The sequence below is a fragment of the Streptomyces marokkonensis genome (genome assembly GCF_039539045.1).
Classification (GTDB): domain Bacteria; phylum Actinomycetota; class Actinomycetes; order Streptomycetales; family Streptomycetaceae; genus Streptomyces; species Streptomyces marokkonensis.
The window spans coordinates 1-23,965 of the sequence record NZ_BAABCQ010000002.1 but is presented as its reverse complement, the minus strand read 5'-3'; the positions used below and the strand labels follow the sequence as shown (position 1 = coordinate 23,965).

The following is a 23,965-nucleotide window of genomic DNA, read 5'->3' as shown; positions in this document are numbered from 1 at the left end:
CCTTCGGAGGGCGGCGGAGGAGGCCGGCCTGGCCTGCGGTCGGCAGACCTCCTGCGGGCCTCACGGATCATAGATCATTGTTACCTACACTCACAATGCACATCATCCTGATATTGTTCCCCCATGACCGCCCCCGATCCCGACGGCCTGCTCGCCGAGCAGTTGCTGCGGCTCACCCGCCGGGTACACCGCATCCAGAAGCGTCATCTCGAGCACCGAGACCTCGGCATCACACCGGCCCAGTCCCGGCTGCTGCGCACCCTGGCACACTACGGCTCGCCGCCCCGCATGGCCGATCTGGCCGAGCGCCTGGAAGTCGTACCGCGGGCGGTGACGACGCTGGTCGACGGACTGGAGTCGGCCGGGAAGGTACGCCGCGTCCCTGACCCCGGTAATCGCCGGGTGATCCGGATCGAGCTCACCGACGACGGACGCACGGCGCTGCGGGAACTGCACGGCGCGCGCCGCTGTGCCGCGGAGGAGATCCTGGCCCCGCTGACGGACGAGCAGCGCGTGCTGCTCGGCGGTCTGCTGGACTCACTGATCGACGGACCCGACATCGAGCGGAACCGACGGACGGCGTGACCGGGAGGCGCGCGGTCAGGCCGACAGACGCGCCCTGTCCCCCATGACCACCACCGGGCGCCGTTCCGGGTCCAGCGTGCGCAGCAGATGCTCCATCGCCGGCTTGGGCAGGCTGACGCAGGCGGACGTACCGCTGCCGTGGTCCATATGCAGCCAGATTCCCCCGCCCTTGGACGCGCCCTCGGGTCGGGTCGGGTCGTTCGGTGCGGTGCCCTCGACCCGGTTGTAGTCGATGGCGATGACGTAGTCGAAGTCGTGCCAGTGCGACTTGGCCCACCACCGCGGTGCCGCGAAGGCGACGGATCGGGTGTACGGCAGCCCGGTGCCGGGGGCCGGATCCGGGTCCGGGAGCACGCCGCCCGCGTCGCTGAGTGAGAACACCCCCACAGGGCTGCGCCTGTCGTTCTCGTGGTGGTCTGTCGTCCATCCCTTCGCTCCGTTGTGCGCCGGCCAACTGCCGGCACGGTGCCAGGCGGAGCCCTGTCTCGTGTAGAGCACGACCGTGGAGTCGGCGGAGTCCTTGCCGTCGCCGTACACCGCGACCACCTGCCGGGAGTCGGCCGGGATGCGCCGCTGGAGGCGGTCGCCGACGCCGGGGATCCGTGCCGGGTCGGCCGTGGCACTGCTTCCGCCCGCACCGCCGGCGGGATTGCTCGCTCCGGCGTCCGCGCCGGGCCCTGACGGGCCGCCACAGGCGGACAACGTCGCCAGCAGGGATCCCAGGGCCACCGTCGCGACCGCCGTACGCCGTGCACCACCGCTCCGCATCGGTCCATGGTCGCACTCGCGCCGCACCGTCTCCGGAGGGGTGCGACGGGCGGCAGCCGGATTCGTACCTCATCGCGGAAAACCGCTTGATTTTGGGCACGCCGTGACGCGAACCTTTCACGGTTTGCAGCCTCTTGATGCCGTCTCGAACGGCACCCCCTGACACGAACCACTGGGACGCCATGCAGATCCGAGACCTTCCGTTTCCCGACCCGGGCGTGCCGGACGCACGTTCGGGACCCCGATTTCTGTGGTGGCTGTTCCGGAACCAGCTGGGCGGCCAACTCAGGTCGCTGGCCTGGGGCCTGCTGCACTTCGCCTCCGTCTCTGCCCTGCCCTTCTGCGTCGGTCTCGCCATCCAGGCCGTCGTCGACCGTTCCGGCACCCGGCTCGCCCTGGCGGGCGGGATCATGGTGCTTTGCTGCGTCGGCAACGCGATCGGCGACACGTTCCTGCACCGCACCGCCGTCACCAACTGGATCACCGCCGCGGCCCGCGTTCAGCAACTCCTGGCCCGTAAGACCGCGCTGCTGGGCTCGGCACTGACCCGCCGCGTGGCGGCCGGCGAGGTCGTGGCCGTCTCCACCGGGGACGTCGAGAAGATCGGCTGGTTCGTGGAGGCGGTCTCCCGCTTCACCGCGGCCGCGCTGACCATCGTGCTGGTCTGCGTGGCCCTGGTCGTTTACGAGCCGGCGCTCGGCATCGTCGTGATCCTGGGCCTGCCGGTGCTGGCCCTCGCCGTACTGCCCCTACTCCCCCGGGCCACCCGGCGGGCCGACGTCCAGCGCGAGAAAGCCGGCCGCGCCACCGAACTCGCGTCGGACACCGTCGCGGGGCTGCGCGTGCTCCGCGGCATCGGCGGCGAGGAACTCTTCCTCGACCGCTACCGCAGCGCCTCCCAGGAGGTACGCCACGCAGCCGTGCGCAGCGCGCGGATGTGGTCCCTGATCTCCGCGATCCAGGTGCTGCTGCCGGGGCTTCTGCTGGTCGTGGTGGTCTGGCACGGCGTCCACCTGGCCCGTGAGGGCCGCATCGGCGTCGGCGAACTCGTCACCGTCTACAGCTCCGTCATGATCCTCACCTACCCGCTGCGGCACTTCGAGGAGATCGCCATGGCGTACTCCTTCTCCCGGCCCTCGGCCAAACGCGCCGCACGGGTGCTGGCCCTGGAACGGGCCACGGACACCACGGGGTCGCGCCCTGCCGAGGTCCCCGCCGGGGACCTGTACGACCCGACCACCGGTCTGCTCGCGCCGGAGGGCCGGCTCACCGCCGTGGTGTGCGGCGACCCGGACGCGGCCGGGCGCCTGGCGGAACGACTCGGCGGGCACCCCTCCGAGGGGGGCACGTCGGCCCTGCTGGGCGGCGTACCGCTGGACGAACTGCCCCTGAAGTCCGCGCGCACCGCCGTACTGGTCCAGGACAAGGATCCCGTACTGCTCTCCGGCACGCTGCGCGAGCTGCTCGACGTACCCGCGTCCGGCGCCGTCGACGCCGAGGACGCTCTGGCGGCCGCCCAGTGCGCGGACGTACTGGCTGCCCTCTCGCAGGGATCGCTCGGCGCCGACGACCCGATGGACGCCCGGATCACCGAGCGGGGCCGTTCCCTGTCGGGCGGCCAGCGCCAGCGGCTCGCGCTGGCCCGGTCTCTGATCACGGACCCGGAGGCGCTCGTCCTGGACGAACCGACCTCCGCCGTGGACTCGCACACCGAGGCACGGATCGCGGAGGGCGTGCGGTCACTGCGGGCGGGACGCACCACGGTGGTGTTCACCTCGTCGCCACTGCTACTGGACCACGCGGACCGGATCGTCTTCCTGCACGACGGCGAGGTCGCGGCGATCGGCGCCCACCGGGACCTGCTGCACTCCGAGCCCCGGTACCGGGCGGTGGTGACCCGCGAGACCGACCAGGAGACCGCGGCACACCGGAACGGACCCACGGCCGGGGACGAGGCCACGAAAACCCGGGTCCCCGCCCTCGGCGACGGTGTCCTCGGCGACGACGAGGTACTGCACCGACTGGAAGAGATCGAGGAGACGGCATGATCGGCGTCGCACCCCCGTCGTACGACCCGGCGGCCCCGACGACAGCGAGCACCCTGCCCGTCGGCGCGCCCGCGACCGTACGCGCGTACGCGGGAGAACTGCTGCGCCGGCACCGCCGCGCGTTCCTCTTCCTCGTCGCCGTCAACACCTTCGCCGTGATCGCCTCGATGGCGGGTCCCTACCTGCTGGGCGGTCTGGTGGAGCGGGTGTCGGACGACACCCGTGAGCTGAGCCTGGGGTTCACGGTCACGCTGTTCGTCATCGCGCTCGTCGTCCAGGCGGTGTTCGTGCGGGAAGTGCGGGTTCGCGGGGCCATGCTCGGCGAGCGGATGCTGGCGGATCTCCGTGAGGACTTCCTCGTGCGGTCGGTCGGGCTGCCGCCCGGCGTGCTGGAGCGGGCCGGCACGGGTGATCTGCTCTCCCGGATCACGACGGACATCGACCGGCTCGCCAACGCCATGCGCGAGGCCGTGCCCCAGCTGGCGATCGGCGTGGTGTGGGTGGCGCTCCTGCTCGGCGGGCTGGTGATCACGGCCCCGCCGCTTGCGCCCGCGGTGCTGCTCGCGGTGCCGCTGCTGGTGATCGGCTGCCGCTGGTACTTCCGGCGGGCGCCCTCCGCCTACCGGTCGGAGGCCGCCGGGTACGCCGCCGTGGCCGCCGCGCTCGCCGAGACCGTGGACGCCGGGCGCACCGTCGAGTCGCACCGCCTGGACGCCCGCCGGATCGAGCTGTCGGACCGCCGGGTCAGGGAGTGGACGGCCTGGGAGGGCTACACCCTCTGGCTGCGGTCGGTGCTCTTCCCGGTCATCAACGTCACCCATGTGACCGTGCTCGCCTCCGTCCTGCTGATCGGTGGTGTGTTCGTCCTGCAGGGCTGGATCGGGGTCGGCCAGCTGACCACGGCGGCACTGATGGCGCAGATGCTCGTCGACCCGGTGGGCATCATCCTTCGCTGGTACGACGAGCTGCAGGTGGCCCAGGTGTCCCTGGCCCGGCTGGTGGGCGTGCGGGACATCGAGCCGGACGCGGGTGACCCGGCGCTGACCCCCGACGGGCGGCATGTGCACGCTGATCGCGTGTACTTCGGCTACCTCGAGGGCGTGGACGTCCTGCGCAAGGTGTCGCTGGAGGTCGCCCCCGGCACAAGGCTCGCCCTGGTCGGTCCCTCGGGCGCCGGAAAGTCCACGCTGGGCAGGTTGCTCGCCGGCATCTACGGTCCCCGCGACGGCCGGATCACCCTGGGTGGCGCGGAGCTGTCCCGGATGTCCGCCGAGCGGGTCCGCTCGCACGTCGCCCTCGTCAACCAGGAGCACCACGTCTTCGTGGGCTCGCTGCGCGACAACCTCCGCCTCGCCCGGACCGGCGCGACCGACGCCGAGCTGTGGGCGGCGCTGGGCGCGGTCGACGCGGACGACTGGTCCCGCGGGCTCGACGAGGGCCTCGACACCGAGGTCGGCTCGGGCGGCTTCTCGCTCACCCCGGCGCAGGCCCAGCAGATCGCGTTGGCCCGCCTGGTCCTGGCCGACCCGCATACCCTGGTGCTGGACGAGGCGACGTCCCTGCTCGACCCTCGGGCCGCACGTCACCTCGAGCGGTCCCTGTCCAAGGTCCTCGAAGGCCGCACAGTCGTCGCGATCGCCCACCGTCTGCACACCGCCCACGACGCGGACGTCATCGCCGTCGTCGAGAGCGGCAGGATCAGCGAACTGGGCAGCCACGACGAGCTCGTCGCGGCGGACGGCGCGTATGCGGCGCTGTGGCGGTCGTGGCACGGGTGAGCATGCTCCACTCGGCAGTTGCCCGGACGGCGCGACGGGCCCCGTTCGGGCCGGGCACGTCCCGGGGGGCCGGTTGCCGTCCGTGACGGACCGGACGCGGTAGGGGCGCTTGGTGCTGGGTCGCGGCCCACCGGCGTTTCGTCGGAGTCGACCGGCGAGTGGCCGGGCGTCGTACTCGCCTGGGCGCGTTCGGTCTCCCGCAGCGGGGACGAACGCGACCAGGGCCCGGACGTAGTCCACCGGCACCCTGCCGGAACCGACCGTTGCTCGACTGCGCGGCAGGTACACGGTCGGCATGCGCCCGTGCCCGGTGAGAGCAGGCCGGGGCCCGGTCGAACATCGCGCCCGTACCTGACGGGAGGTGTCCAGCGCTCGGGTGACTGCGCGCGGTCCCCTCGAAGCAGACCAACGCACCGGCGGACCTCCCCTGTGCTCGAGCGGCCCGGTCAGTGCCGGGGGCACGCCGGCGCCCGACAGAGGTGGGCCGGCGCCCGACAGGGTTGCGGCCCCTGGTCGGCAGGAGCAGGCGACCGGCCGACCAGGGGCCGGGAAGTGTCGGGTGCCCCGGTCGACGGTCGTGCCGTTGCGCGGTCCCGAACGGGAGTGGAAGGCTGGGAAGAGGCACCGGCTCGGGGCAGGCCCTGGAACCGTGCGGTTCTGCGACGGGTGACGCGTGTGCCCCGTGCAGCGGCGGCCCGCCGCGGTCCACGGAGAGAAGGGGCCCGTCCCCACCCCCTGGAGGTACCCGTGAACAGCGCCGACGGATGGGGAGATGACGTCTACCAACCCGACGGATCCGAGCAGAGGGAAGACACCGGGCTGCTCGACGGTGAGGACACCCTCGAGTACGACGGTGTCGACGATCCCCTCGACCGGGGCTGGTCCCCGCCCGAGCGCCCCTGGGCGGTGGAGCACACCGGTGTGACGGCCGCCGAACGCCACCGGGGCGAGACCCTGGAGCAGCGGCTCGCCGAGGAGTGGCCGGACGTGCTCGCACCCGACGGCGACGGACTGGGCGACTCCGACGGCACCGACGGCGAACTGCTGGACAACGAGGTCGGTGCGGACCGGTCCGGCCGGCTCGTGGCACCCGACGAGGGGGCGCACGAGGACGAGGAGCCGGCACTGGTCGCCGTGGACGTGGGCATCGACGGCGCGGCCGCCTCCGCCGAGGAGGCGGCGATGCATGTCGTCGACGCGGACTCCCTGCCCGGCTGACACCGCTCGCGGCGGCGTTCCCGTGCCGTCGCCCGACGATCCGCGCCACCCGAGGAGCAGCCATGCAGCAGGAAAAGAACCCTGAGTACCGGCCCGTCGTCTTCCGCGACCGCGGTGCCGGGTACGCCTTCCTCACCCGGTCCACCGCGACCAGCGACCAGACCATCGCCTGGGACGACGGCGAGACCTACCCGGTGGTGGACGTGGAGATCTCCTCCGAGAGCCACCCCTTCTACACGGGAAAGGCGCGGACAGTGGACTCGGAAGGGCGGCTCGCGCGCTTCGAGCGGCGCTACGGCGCAGGCGAGGGGCAGGGCCCCGGCGGGACCGGCTGACCTGGCCGGATCCCCCTCATCCCTCAGATGAAGTTGAGCGCTGCCGCGCCGCCCACTCCCCCGAGCAGCATGAACGCCGGCATCAGCACCTTCAGCTCCACCCAGCTGCCCGCCCGGAACCGCATGGCCTTCGGCGGGCCTATGGGGTACCAGCGCTTGCGGCCCACCGGTATCGGCCAGAGCACGGGGCAGCCCGAAACGGTCAGCGCGTCCCCGATGTCGTGCACCAGCGCGCCGAGCACGATCGGCAGCCCCAGCCACAGGTACTCCTGGCCCGGAGCGGTGAACAGCCAGTCCGCACCACCGTCCGGTTTGTCCAGTATCCCGGCAAGGATCCAGGCGCTGGTAGCGGCCAGCAGCCAGACCAGCACGTCGCTGCTGGAGCCGCGGGTCGCTCGCCAGAGCAGGCCCTCGATCGCCAGCACCATGTGCACGAAGAGGATCGCCAGGACCGCCCAGCGGCCGCCCGTGATGGCCAGAACCGAAGTGCCCCCACCGATGAGGACCGCCCACAGCCAGGTGTGCGTCAGCGTGCGGTGTCCACCGGATCGGCGCGGGTCGCCCTGTTTCTTCGTGGCCTTGTAGACGGTGTACGACAGTTTGTCGACGATCTCGCACAATCCCCGTGAGACCGGTCCGAAGGCCCGGGAGATGGTGGCCGCCTTGTGGTCGAGGTCCGGGGCGAGCGCCGCTCCGGCGCAGATCAGAGCTCCGGCGAGCAGCACCGGCCAGGGCATCGAGTGCCCTGCGGCAGCGGTCGCCGCCCCGACGCCGAGCCACGCCGCGGCGCCCGACAGTGAGTGCGCTGGTCCCATCATCGCCGTTGCCCGCCCCATTCCTGTTGTGCCACTGTGCAGTTGTCCGGGTCCACTGATGCCTCGTGAGCGACCCAGCGTAGCGTTCGTGATCTTCACGCGGACAGCCGATTCCCCCATCAGGACTCGGGGCAGGCAAGATGGGGGCGTGACCCTCATCGACCAGCTGCCGCGGACCGCCGACCCCGATGCCCTGTACGAAGCCTTCGAGGCGTGGGCCCAGGAGCGCGGTCTCACGCTCTACCCCCATCAGGAGGAGGCGCTGATCGAGGCGGTCTCCGGCGCGAACGTGATCGTGTCGACGCCCACCGGCTCCGGCAAGAGCATGATCGCGGCGGGTGCCCACTTCGCCGCGCTGGCCCGGGACGAGGTCACCTTCTACACGGCCCCGATCAAGGCACTGGTGTCGGAGAAGTTCTTCGAGCTGTGCAAGATCTTCGGCACCGAGAACGTCGGCATGCTGACCGGCGATGCCTCCGTGAACGCCGACGCCCCTGTCATCTGCTGCACCGCCGAGGTCCTGGCGTCGATCGCGCTGCGGGACGGCAAGCACGCGGACATCGGCCAGGTCGTCATGGACGAGTTCCACTTCTACGCGGAGCCGGACCGCGGCTGGGCTTGGCAGATCCCCCTGCTGGAACTGCCGCAGGCCCAGTTCGTCCTGATGTCGGCCACGCTCGGTGACGTCTCCTTCTTCGAGAAGGACCTCGCGCGCCGCACCGACCGCCCCACGGCGGTGGTCCGCTCGGCCACCCGGCCCGTGCCGCTCTCGTACGAGTACCGCTACACGCCGCTCACCGAGACGCTCACCGACCTGCTGGCGGCCCGGCAGGCTCCCGTCTACATCGTGCACTTCACGCAGGCACAGGCCGTGGAGCGGGCACAGGCGCTGATGAGCATCAACATGTGCACGCGTGAGGAGAAGGAGCGGATCGCCGAGTTGATCGGCAACTTCCGCTTCACCACGAAGTTCGGCCGCAACCTCTCCCGTTACGTCCGTCACGGCATCGGTGTCCATCACGCCGGCATGCTTCCCAAGTACCGGCGGCTGGTGGAGAAACTCGCGCAGGCCGGCCTGCTGAAGGTGATCTGCGGAACGGACACGCTGGGCGTGGGAGTCAATGTCCCCATCCGCACCGTGCTGTTCACGGCGCTGAGCAAGTACGACGGCACCCGGGTGCGCACGCTGCGGGCCCGGGAGTTCCACCAGATCGCCGGCCGGGCCGGACGCGCGGGGTTCGACACGGAGGGGTTCGTCGTCGCCCAGGCACCCGAGCACGTCGTCGAGAACGAGAAAGCGCTCGCCAAGGCCGGTGACGACCCGAAGAAGCGACGCAAGGTCGTCCGCAAGAAGGCTCCCGAGGGCTTCGTGGCCTGGTCGGAGAGCTCGTTCGAGAAGCTCATCACCTCCGATCCGGAGCCGCTGACATCCCGGTTCCGAGTCACGCACACGATGCTGCTGTCGGTGATCGCCCGGCCCGGTGACGCCTTCGCGGCGATGCGGCACCTGCTGGAGGACAACCACGAGCCGCGCAAGCAGCAGCTCAGGCACATTCGTCGGGCGATCGCCATCTACCGCTCGCTGCTGGACGGCGGCATCGTCGAGAAGCTCGACGAGCCGGACGCCGAGGGTCGCGTCGTCCGGCTCACGGTGGACCTGCAGCATGACTTCGCGTTGAACCAGCCGCTTTCCACGTTCGCCCTGGCCGCCTTCGAGCTGCTGGACCCCGAGTCGCCGTCGTACGCGCTGGACATGGTCTCCGTCGTGGAGTCCACTCTGGACGACCCGCGGCAGATCCTCGCCGCCCAGCAGAACAAGGCTCGTGGCGAAGCCGTGGCCGCGATGAAGGCGGACGGTGTCGAGTACGAGGAGCGCATGGAGCGCCTCCAGGACGTCACCTACCCGAAGCCCCTGGACGAACTGCTCTTCCACGCCTACGACACCTACCGCAGGAGCCACCCCTGGGTCGGCGACCACCCGCTGTCGCCGAAATCCGTCATCCGAGACATGTACGAGCGGGCGCTGACCTTCACGGAGCTCGTGTCCCACTACGAACTGGCCCGCGTCGAGGGCATCGTGCTGCGCTACCTCGCGAGTGCCTACAAGGCCCTCGATCACACGGTCCCGGACGACCTGAAGTCCGACGACCTGCAGGACCTGATCGAGTGGCTCGGCGAGATGGTGCGTCAGGTCGACTCCAGTCTGCTGGACGAGTGGGAGCAGCTCGCCAACCCGGCGGAGATGACCGCCGAGGAGGCGCAGGAGAAGGCCGACCAGGTGCGGCCGGTCACCGCCAACGCTCGCGCCTTCCGTGTCCTCGTCCGCAACGCCATGTTCCGCCGCGTCGAGTTGGCCGCCCTCGACCAGGTCGAGGCACTGGGCGAGATGGACTCCGACGCCGGCTGGGACGCCGACGCGTGGGGCGAGGCCATGGACAAGTACTGGGACGAGTACGACGACCTCGGCACGGGTCCGGACGCCCGCGGTCCCAAGCTGCTGGTGCTCCAGGAGGAGCCGCAGAACGGCCTGTGGCGCGTACGACAGATCTTCGACGACCCGAGCGACGACCACGACTGGGGCATCAGCGCGGAGGTCGACCTCACGGCCTCCGACGCGGAGGGCCGGGCGGTCGTCCGCGTCACCGATGTCGGTCAGCTGTGAATACAGGAGAATCCCACCGATGACGAATCCGGCCGAAGGCCTCGTCGCCCTGCTCGACCTGGAGCAGATCGAGGTCAACATCTTCCGTGGCCGCAGCCCCGAGGAGTCGCTGCAGCGGGTGTTCGGGGGCCAGGTGGCCGGCCAGGCCCTGGTCGCCGCTGGCCGCACCACGGAGGGCGACCGCCCGGTGCACTCGCTGCACGCGTACTTCCTGCGCCCGGGGCGCCCGGGCGTGCCGATCGTGTACCAGGTGGAACGGGTGAGGGACGGGCGGTCGTTCACGACCCGCCGGGTCACCGCGGTGCAGCAGGGCCGCACGATCTTCAATCTCACCGCTTCCTTTCACAAGCCTGAGCAAGGGAGTTTCGAGCATCAGCTGCCGCCGGCGCGCACAGTGCCGGATCCCGAGTCCCTACCGACGGTCGCCGACGAGGTGCGGGAACATCTGGGCGCGCTGCCGGAGCAGTTCGAGCGGATGGCACGCCGCCAGCCCTTCGACATCCGTTATGCCGACCGCCTGCGCTGGAGCGCCGATGAGGTCGAGGGCGCCGAGCCCCGCAGCGCGGTGTGGATGCGTGCGGTCGGGCCGCTCGGTGACGACCCGCTCGTGCACACCTGTGCCCTGACCTACGCCAGCGACATGACACTCCTGGACGCCGTGCGTATCCCGGTGGAACCTCTGTGGGGTCCACGGGGCTTCGACATGGCGTCGCTGGACCATGCCATGTGGTTCCACCGGCCGTTCCGAGCGGACGAGTGGTTCCTGTACGACCAGGAGTCGCCGATCGCGACCGGTGGGCGGGGTCTGGCCCGAGGCCGGATCTATGACGCGGAGGGGCGCCTGCTGGTGTCCGTCGTCCAGGAGGGGCTGTTCCGGGCCCTGTAGCTCACGAGTCTTTGCGCCGGATCCGGCCGAGCAGGCCGCGGAGCCGTCCGGTCTCCTGCGCCCCGTGCGGCGTGGATTTCCGGCCGGGCGGAGCCGACGGCACCGGGCGAAGGGCCGGGCTCGGCGCCGGACGCTGTCGCCGAGCGGCTTCCACCGCACCAGCCAGGTCCGTGCGGAGCCAGTCGATCTCGTCCGGGTCGGTCGCCGTCATGATCTCCTCGGCCAGATGCGCGGCCGGTGAGCCGGGCGTGCCGTGGGTCGGCGGCGCGGGGCGGAACCGGTGGAGGTGGGAGCGTTCATAGGGGTCCCTGACGACCTCCGAGACGTCGACCGGACCGAGCAGCGACGCCATGGCCGCGGCCCGGGACCACGGATCGTCGGCCTGGCTGAGCAGGAACCCCAGGTGCCGCCCCCGCCAGTTGCGAGGTCGCAGGTCCAGGCCCTCGGTCAGCTGGTCCCGCAGGCCCTCGGAGGTCCGGCCCTTCAGCAGAGCGGCGTTCCTCTCGTCGGCCGCGAACTGTCGAAGGTCGTCGGCCAGGTAGAGCCAGACGACGGCGCGGTAGCGGTTGACATAGAACGTCATCGGTACCAGCAGCCCCAGCCGTGCGAGGCGGGTGAACCGGGCCGTGGTCACTGCCATGAGGGCCGCGCCCTCCGTGGTCCCGACAACTCGAATGCTGTCCCGCAGCGCTTCGGGGAAGCCCGCCCCCGCCCGGATTCGCTCGATCTCGTCGCGGGCGACGCGTCGGCCGCCTCCCTTGTCGTCGGGCACGGTGCGGATACGACCGAGGCGTACGGCGAGGTCGAAGTCACGGCGCCTGAGGCCGAGCTCTCGCGCCGCACGGCTCGGCGCGAACGAGGTGTCACGGGCAGTGCCGCGGGTGGTGCCGGTCTGCTCGGCGGTGACCGTGACGTCGTGCGTGATGGTGTTGCCGGACATGCTCTTGTCCCCCGTGGAATGTGCGGCCGACGCCGTCCGCGCCCGCCTGACACAAGAACGTAGCCACGATCGCGGCATCCGTGGCGAGCCTGTGGAAAACTCCGCGGCAGACCTTTCGGAGGCGTTGAAAGGCCAGGTCAGAGCTCTTCAGATGATATCCGGCCCGGCTTTCGCGCATCGACGTCGAGGTGCTCACCCACCCGGTTCACGAGCAGCGTCATCTCGTAGGCGATCTGCCCGATGTCGGTCTCCGCGCCGCTGAGCACGCACAGGCAGCTGCCCGTGCCGGCGGCGGTGACGAACAGCACGGCGTCGTCGAACTCGACCATCGTCTGCCGTACCTGACCAGCGCCGAAGTGGCGGCCCGAGCCCTTGGCCAGGCTGTGCAGTCCGGACGAGACGGCGGCGAGATGCTCGGCGTCCTCGCGTCGCAGGCCCGTACTGGCTCCGGTGACCAGCCCGTCGTTGGACAGGACCAATGCGTGCCGAACGTGCTCGACGCGCTCGGTCAGGTCGTCGAGCAGCCAGCCAAGTCCCTGGTTCTGCGCCATGATCCGTTCTCCCCGTGTTGTCCCGTGTCGTCCCGTGTGCATGGTCTCCCCCCTGCCCGGAGGATCTGCCCGCCAGCCTTCACCACGCCAGTGCTGCGGGCAAGCAGGATGGGGGCATGGCACAGAAGATGACCGATGAGGAATGGCGGGCGTTCGTCTCGGACGGCACCCGCACCGGGAAGCTTTCGACCGTTCGGGCGGACGGCAGCCCGCATGTGGCGCCGATCTGGTTCCTGCTCGACGGGAACGACGTGGTGTTCAACACCGGCAAGGACACCGTGAAGGGTCGCAATCTGGTCCGCGACGGGCGGGTCGCGTTGTGCGTGGACGACGACCGGCCGCCCTTCGACTTCGTCGTGCTGCAGGGGTGCGCCCGGGTCTCGGAGGACCTCGACGAACTTCGGCACTGGGCCGCCCGCGTCGGGGCCCGGTACATGGGAGAGGAACGCGCCGAGGAGTTCGGAGACCGCAACGGCGTCCCGGGCGAGCTCCTCGTCCGCGTCACTGTGGACAAGGTCACGGCACAGAGGGCCGTGGCAGACTGAGGCCTGCCCGGCCCCACTCGGGCCGGGCCCGCTCAGCACGCGGAGTCGAGCCGCCGGGTGGCGTGCACCCGCCCGGCATACTCGACGAGCCGAATCAGACCCTCCTTTCCCGAGTCCCGATGGCGGGCGTCGCAAGCACCACGGGGGTCGCCTGGTCCAGGTCGAGGGCGTAGGATCTCCTGGGCGCCGTGGCGGCGCGCAGCCGTTCGCCGCCGAGGCCGTCGGCGAGCAGGCGTCCTCCTGGGCCGGCGCCTCGCCCGCGCGGGCGAACTCGACGAGCACTCGCGCGTCGGCCCCCTGACCGGCGTCCTGGGTACCGCCCGGCGCGCCCTCCACCCCGAAGACCACCGAGATGGTCGTCGTGTGCGCCGGTACAGGCCTTCGCGAAGCACCGCGTGTTCGAACGCGTACGCTGCGGCATCCTCTCTGCGCCGTTGGGGGATCATGCGGAGCATGAGCAACGACCACACACGTGTCCAGGAGTTCTTCGGCGCCCGTGCCGCCGACTGGGACAGCCGGTTCCCCGACGACGGCCCCGCCTACGCGGCCGCGGTCGCCGAGCTCCGCCTGCGGGAGGGGGCTCACGTGCTCGACGCGGGCTGCGGCACCGGACGCGCCCTGCCCCCGTTGCGTGCGGCCGTGGGCCCTTCGGGCCTTGTTGTCGGAGCCGATCTGACCCCTGCCATGCTCCAGGCCGCCGTACGAGCCGGGAGGGATCGTGACGGACGGTTGCTGCTGACCGACGTCGCGGCGTTGCCTCTGCGGTCACGGTCGCTCGACGCCGTGTTCGCGGCGGGCCTCGTCGCGCACCTGCCGGATCCCGGCGGGAACCTGCGGGAGTTGGCGCGCGTCGTACGGCCCGGCGGCGCCCTGGCGCTGTTCCACCCCATCGGGAGGGCTGCGCTCGCGGCGCGGCAGGGACGGCGGGTCACACCGGACGACTTGCGTGCTGAGGCCAATCTCCGGCCGTTGCTGCACAGCTCCGGCTGGCGCATGACGTCGTACGTCGACCAGGACGCACGCTTCCTGGCCCTGGCCGTGCACGAGGACTGACCGCTTGCACGGGCGCTGACCGGCACGAGGGCTGACCGCTTGCGCCAGGGCCGGTCGCTCGCGCAGGGGTGAGCCGTTCAGCCCTGCCCCGCGACCGCTGCCGCGAACGCGTCGGGACGGTCGAACAGACATTGTGCCCGGCCCCGGCACGGTCACCACGCGCACGCCCACGGCCTCAGTGCTTCCCGTCCCTCGAGTGCGCCGCTGATCTCGTCCCGCAGGTGCACCCGGTCGACCGGGCGCCCTTCGAGGAGGCTACGCAGCACGGGCACCGCCCCCGACGGGGACCGACGGCGGCGCGGTGCAGGACGCGTGGGTCGGCCACTCGAACCGTCGCAGCCCACCTCCGCGAGACCTGCCGGGAGACCGACTCGGGCCTCCGTGCGGCGAGAAACGGCGGGGACTGCGACGCTGTGCACGGTCCGTTCGACGCCGGTCAGACCCGCCGCGTCCCACACGGCGGCCAGCGTGCCGGCGTGGACGTCGAGGATGTGACCGAAGTGCTCGGACCTGTCGCCGGCAAGCCACGTCCCGGGCCGGGCTCATCCGGCCGCGGGACACGATCCGTTCACTCGACAGCTGACGTGTCGATGTGGCGGATCGGACAACCCTGTACGCCGGGGGTCGGGCGGGTGCCGAGTTCCGCCAGCCGGTAGCCGTTCGGATAGCCCTTGATCTCCCAGTTCTGTCGGGCGTGGTGCGGGGCGCGCCTCGGCGGCAACAGCCGGACCGCACGCCCTCGAAGTCGCACCGCGCGGCGCACGAGCGCCCGGGTGGCGGGACTCGGCGGGGTGTACCGGAAGGCTCGCAGGAGCGGCTCGTCGAGCAGGGCGAGGGTCCCGGTTCGCAGAAGCGGGGCGAGGGGACTCGGATACCAGGACGCCATGAGGTCGAGAGTGGCGTCGGAGACCCGGCGCGCCCCCTCGTCCCATGCGAAGTGGACCTCCTCATAGGCGTCGAGGCAGGCTTCGAACTCCTCGTAGGAGCCAGGGATGTCCCTGATGCCCATGTGCCGCCCCAGCGTGCGGTAGTGGACGGCGGACGCGACGGTCTCGTGGCGTGACATCCGGCGCCATCCATAGGCGTCGATCCAGCGTTTGGGGGTCACGACGAACGTGCACAGGACGTACCGCATGTCGTCGTTGGAGATGTCGTAACTGCGGTGCATCTGGTTGATCCGACGGATGGCCGTGCGGCCCTGCTCGCTGCCGAAGCCGTGCTCGACGACGGCGTCGAGCAGCAGGGCCGTGTCGTCGTACCGCTTCTGCGGCCGGCCCGTGAACTCCGCCGTCTCGGCCAGCAGTCGGCCGATGCTCGGCACGGCGTAGGTGCGGTACAGCGCCAGCTCGAGGGCTCGGGTGAAGTCCCACGGGAACTCGTAGGCCGAGGCCAGCCGGTAGATCTCCGAAGCGTCCTCGTACGGGTCCATCCGCCGGATCTGTGCCAGCCGCTCGAAACGCTTCACCGTGGCCATCCCCTTCTGCCGTCGAAGCTGCAACTCTACGTTGAGTAGCAGGAGATGCACGATCAGCCATGATGATCGGCAGGGAGGGGTGGTCCGCTTGTTCCACAGAATCCGCGAGGCCTGGGAAAGATCTCGCGCCGCTCGGCGCACGGAGGGGAAGACGGGCGGGGAGCAGCGCCCGCACAATCTGTTCGAGGCCGCCGCCGTGTACGTCTCCGCGTGCGCGGACGACGACCAGGAGCGGATCGACGAGGCGGCGGCCTGGGTGTCGCCGGAGGCACTGTCGTTCGGGGTCAACGAGCTGGCCTGCCGGGCCGTGATCGCGCTCGCCCGGGAACGCGGCGAGTCGCCGCAGGTCGTGGCCCGTTCGCTCCTGGGGCTGCCCGCGGCCTGACCCGTCCGTCCGGTGCAGGTGGTCGATTCGCCCCCGTCCAGCCGGAAAGCTGCAGCTCGGGTGGGTCTGGGAGTCGTGACAAGGACTTCCCGGTCGCACTAGGGTGCGCGCCATTGGACGAACAGATGGGGAGGCTGGGATGGCCGGGACGGACGAGAATGCCGTCGCCGCCGCGGACGACGCGCTCTATGTGCTCACGGCGGTGCTGCTGACACCGGCGAAGTTTCCGAGTGTGCTGGGCGACGACTATCCGGAGGCGTGCGCGGCGCTCGGCCTACCGCCTGTGGCCGACGGCTACGGCCTGGTACTCGGTCAGGACGGTGACGGGGGCCGGTGGACCGTCGCCATCGACGACGTCTCGCTGGTCGCCGTCGCCGTGGCGTCCTGGGACTGTGGCATGGAATACGACCTGTCGCCGGACGAGCGTACGGTCGTGGCGGCGCTGCCCGGCTGGCCTCTCGCGCTCGCCGTGGCGGCCCCCGGCGTGCCCGCCCCGCACGATCCCGGCCCCGAGTCGGCCGGCCGGCCCGCACTGTCGCCGCCGGACACCGCTGTCTGGGGGCCCGCGCAGCGACGCCTGGGAGCCGATGAGATCGCCCTGCAGTGGGCACAGTGGCGAGGGCAGATCGACGACGCGGATTTCCCGGTGTCGGGCGGCGCCGGCCCGGCGGACGACGCGCCGGGCAGTGACGCGGAGGGAGACGCGGGCACCGGCGAGGGCGCGGAGGTCACCGCCACGGACGAGACCGATACCACGGACGAGGTCAACGCCACGGACGAGGTCGGCGCTGCGGAGAAGCGAGCCGAAGCTGGTGAGGAGGACGACGCCGGGTCCGCCGGGCGCGGCGGTGTCCGTAGGGCCCTCGCGGAGGCTCGCGCGTACGTCGACACGCCCCCGCCGCTCGGCCGGGTCTGGTCGTCGTTCGCGCCGGGGGACGCGCGGACGCTGCGCGCCGACGGCCCCGGCTGGTCGCTCGTCGCGAGAACCGACGACATCGCCTTCATCCTGCTGGACGACGAACCCGGTGAGGTCCTGCCGGTGGGCCGGGGTCCGTTGCTGCCCGGACTCCTCGATGCCCTCGACGAGATGGCCGTACGGCCGAACTGACTCGGACGCACCGGGGGCTGCCGCTGGGAAACGGGAACTTACCAGGTCCCGCCTGCCTCCCACCTCTGCACCCGGCGCCTCTTGCCTGTGGCTCCAGCCCAGGGAAGAGGTCGCACGACCGGACACGTCGGCAGGCCGCTGATGCCCTGCACGGCGATCTGGAACTCACCGTCGCCCCAGGCCACCGACTCCGACGTGTACGCGCACATGATCGACGCGAGGGGGCGGGGCGGGTCTGCACCACTACTACACGGCCAGGGCGGGACACACGTCGACGGGCTGTACGACATGCACCCCGACAGACTGCGACCGCCCCTGCCGTACTTCCGTCGGCGTTCGACACGCTTACCGCGTGCATGGACCGGGGCACCACGCCCCCCGCGGACCACACGATAAGCAGCCCGCGGACGGCGATGCAGTCACCTCCTGCCCCATACCCGGACGGCCTGAACACGGCGTCAGCGCCTCAACGGCCGACCTCTTTACGGGTGACGTGGCGCAGCCTGCGTCGCTGCGCGGGGTCCAGAGTGAGGTACGCGGCGGCCGGGACTCCCAGGACTATGAGCAGGGCTGCCCACCAGGGCAGCCAGATCAGCAGGATGAGCCCGGCCGCCACACCCCCTGCTGCGACCTTGGCGTTCTTCGACATGGTGTCGCCTCCTTCGCGGCCATTGCCGCTCTCTGTCCTGAAAACGGGCCCGCGCTTCCCACGGTTCCGTACCGCGACCCTGAGACGTCCCTGAGGCCATACCCTTACGCACCCCTGAGGACCCGTCGGCGGCTCTCGGCGACTCCCCTCGGAGATCCCCACGGATAGTGACCCACGTCGCACGCTTACCGGGCCCCACACCCGCGGTGGTCCTGTACAATCAGCGATCACTTCCCTAACTAGTCAAATTTGAGGAATGCACCATCGCTGCACAGACCACTCTCCCGGCGACGCTCTCCGAGACCTCCGAACTCGCCCGCTGCTGTGCTGTTCTCCTTCCCGGTGACCCCGCCCGAACCGGCAGAGTCGCCTTCTGGCGGCCCGACGGCGAGGCGACCATGGCCGTCTCGTCGGGGTGCGTGGAAAACCTGACGGTCGTACTGCCGGACGGTGACGGCGTGGGTCCGGTGCGCGTGCCGGCGGTGCTGCTGCCGGTACGGGAGGCCCTGCCGGTTCTCACCCGCGCGCGTGTCTGCGCGGACGGCCACCGGGCGACCGTGTTCTGGGGCGCGGTCGCCGTCGAGGCGCTGCACCTCGTGGCGCGCGGGCTGCTGCTGCCCGGCCTGTCCGCGACCGACCACGACGCCTGGCGCACGGGTCCGCTGGGCACGGAGGAGACCGAACGAGTCCGCCACCTCGCCGCCGTCATGCCGCCCGAGGCACACGCAGTGCCCGTGGACGACGCCCAACCCCTGCGGTTGCCCGCCCCGGAACGGCTGATCCGCGCCTTCCTGGACGCCGTCGCCGACACACTCCCCCGCTCCCCCGCCGCCGAGCTCGTGACGGCCGGACCCGCCTACGCCTCATGGGAGCCCCGGCGTACACCCGAGCTGCGCGAGTGGGCTGCCGACATCGCCGCGGGGCACGACGCAGGCGTCCGGCTGTCACTGCGCGTCGAGGTGCGAGGCTTGTCGGCCGCGGCTTCCCAGGAAACCCGGCCGTCGTTCCGGGCCGTGCTGCAGGTGCACGACGTGCGCGATCCCGCGCTCGTCGCGGACTCGGCCGAGGTGTGGGCGGGCAGCGTGGACGACTCGTTCGGCACTCGCGCGCGCATGGACGCCCTACTCGCGCTCCGCCGTGCGGCACGGGCCTGGCCCGCGCTCACACCCATGCTGTCGGCCGCTGTACCGGACGCCGTCGAACTCTCCGAGGAAGACGTAACCGACCTTCTCGGAGCGGGTTCCCGGGCACTCGCCGGCGCGGGAATCGACGTGCACTGGCCGAGGGAGCTGGCCCGTGACCTGACCACCCGCGCGGAGGTCGGACCACCCGACGACGAGCCGTCGCCGCGCACGTCCTCGTCGGACACCGGCCCCTCGTTCCTGTCCGCCGACGCGCTGCTCGCCTTCAACTGGTCGTTCGCACTGGGCGGGCAGCGACTCACGCGCGAGGAGCTGGATCTGCTCGCCGAGGCCAATCGCCCCGTGGTGCGCCTGCGCGACCAGTGGGTCCTCGTCGACCCCGAGGAGACCCACCGCGCCCGCAACCGGCAGGACCACAAGATCAGGCCTGTCGACGCGCTCGCCGCGGCCCTGACGGGCTCGACGGAGGTCGACGGGCGCCGCGTCGAGGTCCGGCCCACGGGCTGGATGGCGTCCTTGCGGGAACGGCTCGCCGACCCCGAGGCGCAGGATGCCGTCGCGCAGCCCGCCGCCCTCGACGCCACGCTGCGCGACTACCAGCTCAGGGGGCTCGGCTGGCTGGCCCGTATGACGTCGTTGGGTCTGGGCTGCTGTCTCGCCGACGACATGGGCCTGGGCAAGACCATCACGCTGATCGCCCTGCATCTGCACCGCCAGACCGACGAGACCGCCGCCGGCCCCACCCTGGTGGTCTGCCCGACCTCCCTCATGGGCAACTGGCAGCGCGAGATCGAGCGGTTCGCACCCGGCACGCCCGTGCGCCGCTTCCACGGCAGCCGGCGCGACCTGGAGGGGCTGACAGACGGCGAGTTCGTGCTCACCACCTATGGCACCATGCGCCTGGACACGGGCCGGCTCTCCACCGTGCCGTGGGGCATGGTCGTGGCGGACGAGGCCCAGCACGTGAAGAACCCGTACTCGGAGACCGCACAGCGACTGCGCTCCATCGGCGCACGCGCGCGCGTGGCGCTCACCGGCACTCCGGTGGAGAACAACCTCTCCGAGCTGTGGGCCATCCTCGACTGGGCCACCCCGGGGTTGCTGGGCCGGCTCGGCACCTTCCGCAGGCACTACGCACAGGCCGTCGAGGGCGGTCAGGACCGGGCTGCGGCGGAACGGCTGACGCGGCTCGTACGCCCCTTCCTGCTGCGCCGCCGCAAGTCGGATCCCGGAATCGCGCCGGAGCTGCCGCCGAAGACCGAGTCCGACCACCCGGTGTCGCTGACAGCGGAACAGACGGGGCTGTACGAGGCGGTGGTCCGGGAAGCCCTCGCGGAGATCGCCGGGACCGACAGCATGGCGCGACGCGGCATGATCGTGAAACTGCTGACGAGCCTGAAGCAGATCTGCAACCACCCCGCGCAGTTCCTGAAGGAGGACCGGCCGAGGATCACGGGCCGCTCGGGGAAGCTGGAGCTGCTGGACGAACTGCTCGACACCATCCTCGCCGAACAGGCGAGTGTGCTGGTCTTCACCCAGTACGTGCAGATGGCGCGTCTCCTCGAACAGCACCTGACCGCCCGCGGCGTGGCCTCGCTGTTCCTGCACGGCGGCACATCCGTCACGGCACGGGAGTCGTTGGTGCGGCGGTTCCAGGAGGGTGAGGTTCCGGTCTTCCTGCTGTCGCTGAAGGCGGCGGGCACCGGACTGAACCTCACGCGCGCGGAGCACGTCGTGCACTACGACCGCTGGTGGAATCCGGCGGTCGAGGCGCAGGCCACCGACCGCGCCTACCGCATCGGCCAGACGCGCCCCGTGCAGGTGCACCGGCTGGTCGCCGAGGGAACCGTCGAGGACCGCATCGCCGCCCTGCTGAACCGCAAGCGAGCACTGGCCGACGCGGTGCTGGGGACGGGCGAGGCCGCGCTCACGGAGCTGACGGACGCGGAACTGGCCGATCTGGTCGAGCTGCGAGGAGGTCCGCGATGACCCGGCACGACGAGGAAATGGAACGAACGTTCGCGGCGCTGCCGCCCGCGCACGGGCGGGGCTTCGCACAGACCTGGTGGGGCCGGGCCTGGCTGAAGGCGTTGGAGGACGCGGCCATGGACGCGGCGCAGGTGAAGGTCGGCCGTCGGCTCGCGCGCGCGGGAGCGGTCGGCACGGTGTCGGTACGCCCGGGACGCATCACCGCGGTCGTCCTGGACCGGGACCGCACGGCGTACCGGGCCGACGTCCTGCTGGAGAAGCTGTCCGACGCGCAGTGGGACCGTTTCGCCGACATGGCGATCGAGCGGTCGGGGCACGTCGCGGCACTTCTGGACCGCGACATGCCGCCGCACCTCGTGGAGGACGCCGCGCATGCCGGCATCGACCTGCTGCCGGGCCTGGGCGACCTGGAAGCGGAGTGCGACTGCGACGCCTGGGATCACTGCGGGCACACCGCGGCACTCTGTTATCAGGTTGCCAGGCTGCTGGACCAGGACCCCTTCGTGCTGCTCCTGATGCGAGGACGCGCGGAGAGCGCCGTACTGGACGCCCTCCAGACGCGCGGCAACGCGCCTGTGGAGGATGCCGCCTCCCGCCCGGAGGGTGTGAACGCCGTGGAGGCGTATGCGGTGGGGCACCTGCTGCCTCCGCTGCCCGACCTGCCCGGTCTCCAGGAGGGGCCGGGGGCACCGCCGTCCCTGGACACGGAAGGCACGCCGCCTCCCGGCGTCGATCCGGCCGCCTTGGCCTTCCTTGCCTCCCGGGCAGCGGCAAAGGCGCACCGCCTGCTCACCGAGGCCCTGCGGATCGGGCACGACCGGCAGCCGGTGTACACCGAACCGACCTCCTCGCACGACGCGGTACGCCTGGCCGCCGGCGGTCCCCGGCCGGAGGTGCTGCACCGCCTCGGTGACGGCTCGGGGCGCACCTCCGAGGCACTGGCCGTCGCCGTACGCGCGTGGCGGCTCGGGGGTGCGGTCGCCCTCTCCGTACTCGAGGAAGAGTGGACGGTGGAGGGCGACAAGCTCGCACGCGCGCGTGCGGCACTGGAATCGGCCTGGGACGAGGACGAGCGACCATCGTTGCGGGCACGGGCCAACCGGTGGACCGTCGTCGGCGCGCCCCACCAACTCCGCCTGGACCCTGACGGCAGCTGGTGGCCCTACCGAAAGGAGCGCGGCCGTTGGGCTCCCGCGGGCGGCGCCGCGCAGGACCCCGCGACGGCGCTGGCCACAGCGGTGCTCCCGGCCGAGGACGAGCCCTGATGCCCGGCCCCGGCATCGGCGCGGCATCGGGGGCGCACAGGCCGATGCCTGGTACGAGCGCCGTTGCAGGCCCGTCCCGGCATCGGCGCCCGAGGCGCCGGGAACCGGGCGAGGGAGCCATGCCGGCGATGAGAGCGGATGACGGGCCGTCCTCACACCCGTGACATGCGTGGCCGGGGCGAAGTACTACGAAGCCACGTCGCGGACGGCGCCCCGGCGGCTTCCTGAACGGCCGGGAGTGGCTGACGCCCGGCGCCGGCGCGGCTTGGGGACGGAGGACTGCGCGGATGCCTTTGGCAGGCAGAACCCGCGCGGCACCCGCCCGTAGGTCGCCGAGCTTCGTTGCCGGGTTGTCGTTACCGGGCTGTCGTTACCGGGTTGTCGTTACCGGGTTGTCGTTACCGGGTTGTCGTTACCGGGTTGTCGTTACCGCTGCTGGGCGGGCGGCGGCCCGGTGCGTACGGGCTCCGGCCCCGTCCGTGAACCGGAGGGGGCCGGAGCCTCACGCAGACCTACCGCTCAGCGGGCGCCGAGGAGGTGGTCCATGGCGAGCTGGTCGAGGTGCTCGAAGGCCATGCCGCGGGCGGCGGCCGCGTCCACGTCGAAGGTGTCGAAGGCGGTCGGGTCGGCCAGCAGAGCCGCGAGACCGTCCTCGGCGGTCGGACGCGCCAGTTCGTCCAGCCGGGACGCGGCGAGCGCCTCCTGCACCTGGGGGTCGGCGCGGAAGGCCGCCGCGCGGTCCTTGAGCATCAGGTAGTTGCGCATGCAGCCCGCCGCCGATGCCCACACTCCGTCGAGGTCCTCGGTCCGCGGCGGCTTGAAGTCGAAGTGGCGCGGTCCCGCGTACCCCGCCCTCTCCAGCAGGTCGACGAGCCAGAACGCCGCCCGCAGATCGCCCGCACCGAAGCGCAGGTCCTGGTCGTACTTGATGCCCGACTGACCATTGAGGTCGATGTGGAACAGCTTGCCCGCCCACAGCGCCTGCGCGATGCCGTGGGGGAAGTTCAGCCCCGCCATCTGCTCGTGGCCGACCTCGGGGTTCACGCCGTACAGCTCCGGCCGCTCCAGCCGCTCGATGAACGCCAGCGCATGGCCGACCGTCGGCAGCAGGATGTCACCGCGCGGCTCGTTCGGCTTGGGCTCGATCGCGAACTTCAGGTCGTAGCCCTGCTCGATGACGTACTCGCCCAGCAGGTCGAAGGCCTCCTTCATCCGGTCCAGCGCGTCCCGCACGTCCTTCGCCGCACCGGACTCCGCACCCTCCCGGCCACCCCAGGCGACGTACACACTCGCGCCCAGCTCCACCGCGAGATCGATGTTGCGGATCGTCTTGCGCAGCGCGTACCGACGCACGTCGCGGTCGTTGGCGGTGAACGCGCCGTCCTTGAACACCGGGTGCGTGAACAGGTTCGTCGTCGCCATGGGCACCTTCATGCCCGTCGCGTCCAACGCCTGCCGGAAACGCTTGACGTGCTCGTCGCGCTCGGTGTCGCTCGCCCCGAACGGGATCAGGTCGTCGTCGTGGAAGGTGACCCCGTACGCACCCAGCTCGGCCAGACGCCGCACCGACTCCGCCGGGTCCAGCGCGCGCCGGGTGGCATCGCCGAAGGGATCGCGGCCCTGCCAGCCGACCGTCCACAAACCGAACGTGAACCTGTCCTCGGGAGTGGGCTGGTAGTTCATTCCTGGCTCCTCGCTCGCTGCCGATCACTTGCTGCCGACTATTTCGTCATGGCGCTTTACAAATTAGTATGCACACACGGTCCTGG

20 protein-coding genes are annotated in these 23,965 nt (G+C 71.3%); 13 read left to right on the top strand and 7 right to left on the bottom strand.

What is annotated here, in order from left to right; genetic code table 11:
• The first annotated feature begins 123 nt into the window (after positions 1-123).
• Positions 124-585, top strand: a complete 462-nt coding sequence (locus tag ABEA26_RS00915; protein WP_345588199.1) for a MarR family winged helix-turn-helix transcriptional regulator — start codon at positions 124-126, stop codon at positions 583-585.
• A 15-nt stretch (positions 586-600) separates the two neighbouring features.
• Here the strand turns inward: ABEA26_RS00915 and ABEA26_RS00910 are convergent, their stop codons facing one another.
• Positions 601-1,353, bottom strand: coding sequence for a hypothetical protein (locus tag ABEA26_RS00910; protein ID WP_345588197.1), 753 nt, complete (start codon positions 1,351-1,353; stop codon positions 601-603).
• 182 nt (positions 1,354-1,535) lie between these two features.
• Between ABEA26_RS00910 and ABEA26_RS00905 the strand changes: the two genes are divergently transcribed.
• From ABEA26_RS00905 to ABEA26_RS00890, 4 genes are all read left to right on the top strand, one after another.
• Positions 1,536-3,401, top strand: coding sequence for an ABC transporter transmembrane domain-containing protein (locus ABEA26_RS00905; protein WP_345588195.1), 1,866 nt, complete (start codon positions 1,536-1,538; stop codon positions 3,399-3,401).
• Positions 3,398-5,179: an ABC transporter ATP-binding protein gene (locus ABEA26_RS00900; protein ID WP_345588193.1), complete on the top strand. Its 1,782-nt coding sequence runs from the start codon at positions 3,398-3,400 to the stop codon at positions 5,177-5,179. The genes ABEA26_RS00905 and ABEA26_RS00900 overlap by 4 nt, the downstream gene beginning before the upstream one ends.
• Before the next feature lie 747 nt (positions 5,180-5,926).
• A complete protein-coding gene (locus tag ABEA26_RS00895; protein ID WP_345588192.1) occupies positions 5,927-6,397 on the top strand; it encodes a DUF5709 domain-containing protein in 471 nt (156 codons plus the stop codon).
• A gap of 62 nt (positions 6,398-6,459) precedes the next feature.
• The gene (locus tag ABEA26_RS00890; protein ID WP_345588190.1) at positions 6,460-6,732 is read left to right on the top strand and encodes a type B 50S ribosomal protein L31; all 273 of its coding nucleotides are present in this window, start codon (positions 6,460-6,462) and stop codon (positions 6,730-6,732) included.
• A gap of 23 nt (positions 6,733-6,755) precedes the next feature.
• Here the strand turns inward: ABEA26_RS00890 and ABEA26_RS00885 are convergent, their stop codons facing one another.
• Positions 6,756-7,550, bottom strand: coding sequence for a metal-dependent hydrolase (locus tag ABEA26_RS00885; RefSeq protein WP_345588189.1), 795 nt, complete (start codon positions 7,548-7,550; stop codon positions 6,756-6,758).
• Positions 7,551-7,695: 145 nt separating this feature from the next.
• On the opposite strand from ABEA26_RS00885, the gene ABEA26_RS00880 reads away from it, so the two are divergent.
• On the top strand, positions 7,696-10,209 hold the full coding sequence (locus ABEA26_RS00880; protein ID WP_345588187.1) for a DEAD/DEAH box helicase: 2,514 nt from the start codon (positions 7,696-7,698) through the stop codon (positions 10,207-10,209).
• A 19-nt stretch (positions 10,210-10,228) separates the two neighbouring features.
• Positions 10,229-11,095, top strand: coding sequence for an acyl-CoA thioesterase (locus ABEA26_RS00875; protein WP_345588185.1), 867 nt, complete (start codon positions 10,229-10,231; stop codon positions 11,093-11,095).
• A 1-nt stretch (position 11,096) separates the two neighbouring features.
• On the opposite strand, the gene ABEA26_RS00870 is transcribed toward ABEA26_RS00875, so the two are convergent.
• Together ABEA26_RS00870 and ABEA26_RS00865 are read right to left on the bottom strand one after the other, a co-directional pair.
• Positions 11,097-12,035, bottom strand: a complete 939-nt coding sequence (locus tag ABEA26_RS00870; RefSeq protein ID WP_345588184.1) for a DUF6397 family protein — start codon at positions 12,033-12,035, stop codon at positions 11,097-11,099.
• Between the two features lie 137 nt (positions 12,036-12,172).
• Positions 12,173-12,586: a roadblock/LC7 domain-containing protein gene (locus ABEA26_RS00865; RefSeq protein WP_345588183.1), complete on the bottom strand. Its 414-nt coding sequence runs from the start codon at positions 12,584-12,586 to the stop codon at positions 12,173-12,175.
• Positions 12,587-12,702: 116 nt separating this feature from the next.
• Here ABEA26_RS00865 and ABEA26_RS00860 point away from each other — a divergent pair, with 116 nt between their 5' ends.
• Both ABEA26_RS00860 and ABEA26_RS00850 read left to right on the top strand, forming a co-directional pair.
• Positions 12,703-13,131, top strand: coding sequence for a PPOX class F420-dependent oxidoreductase (locus ABEA26_RS00860; RefSeq protein WP_345588181.1), 429 nt, complete (start codon positions 12,703-12,705; stop codon positions 13,129-13,131).
• Positions 13,132-13,584: 453 nt separating this feature from the next.
• Positions 13,585-14,184 carry a class I SAM-dependent methyltransferase gene (locus ABEA26_RS00850; protein ID WP_345588180.1) on the top strand — a complete coding sequence of 200 codons (600 nt, stop codon included), beginning with the start codon at positions 13,585-13,587 and terminating at the stop codon, positions 14,182-14,184.
• A gap of 568 nt (positions 14,185-14,752) precedes the next feature.
• Here ABEA26_RS00850 and ABEA26_RS00845 read toward each other — a convergent pair.
• Complete coding sequence (locus ABEA26_RS00845) at positions 14,753-15,658, bottom strand: oxygenase MpaB family protein (protein ID WP_345588178.1); 906 nt, start codon at positions 15,656-15,658, stop codon at positions 14,753-14,755.
• A gap of 88 nt (positions 15,659-15,746) precedes the next feature.
• On the opposite strand from ABEA26_RS00845, the gene ABEA26_RS00840 reads away from it, so the two are divergent.
• On the top strand, positions 15,747-16,043 hold the full coding sequence (locus tag ABEA26_RS00840) for a hypothetical protein (protein WP_345588176.1): 297 nt from the start codon (positions 15,747-15,749) through the stop codon (positions 16,041-16,043).
• A 139-nt stretch (positions 16,044-16,182) separates the two neighbouring features.
• Positions 16,183-17,151 carry a hypothetical protein gene (locus tag ABEA26_RS00835; RefSeq protein ID WP_345588174.1) on the top strand — a complete coding sequence of 323 codons (969 nt, stop codon included), beginning with the start codon at positions 16,183-16,185 and terminating at the stop codon, positions 17,149-17,151.
• Positions 17,152-17,617: 466 nt separating this feature from the next.
• On the opposite strand, the gene ABEA26_RS00830 is transcribed toward ABEA26_RS00835, so the two are convergent.
• Positions 17,618-17,800 (bottom strand): hypothetical protein, encoded by a 183-nt coding sequence (locus ABEA26_RS00830; RefSeq protein ID WP_345588172.1) that lies wholly within the window; start codon positions 17,798-17,800, stop codon positions 17,618-17,620.
• Between the two features lie 419 nt (positions 17,801-18,219).
• Here ABEA26_RS00830 and ABEA26_RS00825 point away from each other — a divergent pair, with 419 nt between their 5' ends.
• Both ABEA26_RS00825 and ABEA26_RS00820 read left to right on the top strand, forming a co-directional pair.
• Positions 18,220-20,931, top strand: coding sequence for a DEAD/DEAH box helicase (locus ABEA26_RS00825; protein WP_345588171.1), 2,712 nt, complete (start codon positions 18,220-18,222; stop codon positions 20,929-20,931).
• Positions 20,928-22,196: an SWIM zinc finger family protein gene (locus ABEA26_RS00820; RefSeq protein ID WP_345588169.1), complete on the top strand. Its 1,269-nt coding sequence runs from the start codon at positions 20,928-20,930 to the stop codon at positions 22,194-22,196. The genes ABEA26_RS00825 and ABEA26_RS00820 overlap by 4 nt, the downstream gene beginning before the upstream one ends.
• Before the next feature lie 519 nt (positions 22,197-22,715).
• On the opposite strand, the gene xylA is transcribed toward ABEA26_RS00820, so the two are convergent.
• The gene (gene xylA / locus ABEA26_RS00815) at positions 22,716-23,879 is read right to left on the bottom strand and encodes a xylose isomerase (protein WP_345588167.1); all 1,164 of its coding nucleotides are present in this window, start codon (positions 23,877-23,879) and stop codon (positions 22,716-22,718) included.
• Positions 23,880-23,965: the final 86 nt, after the last annotated feature.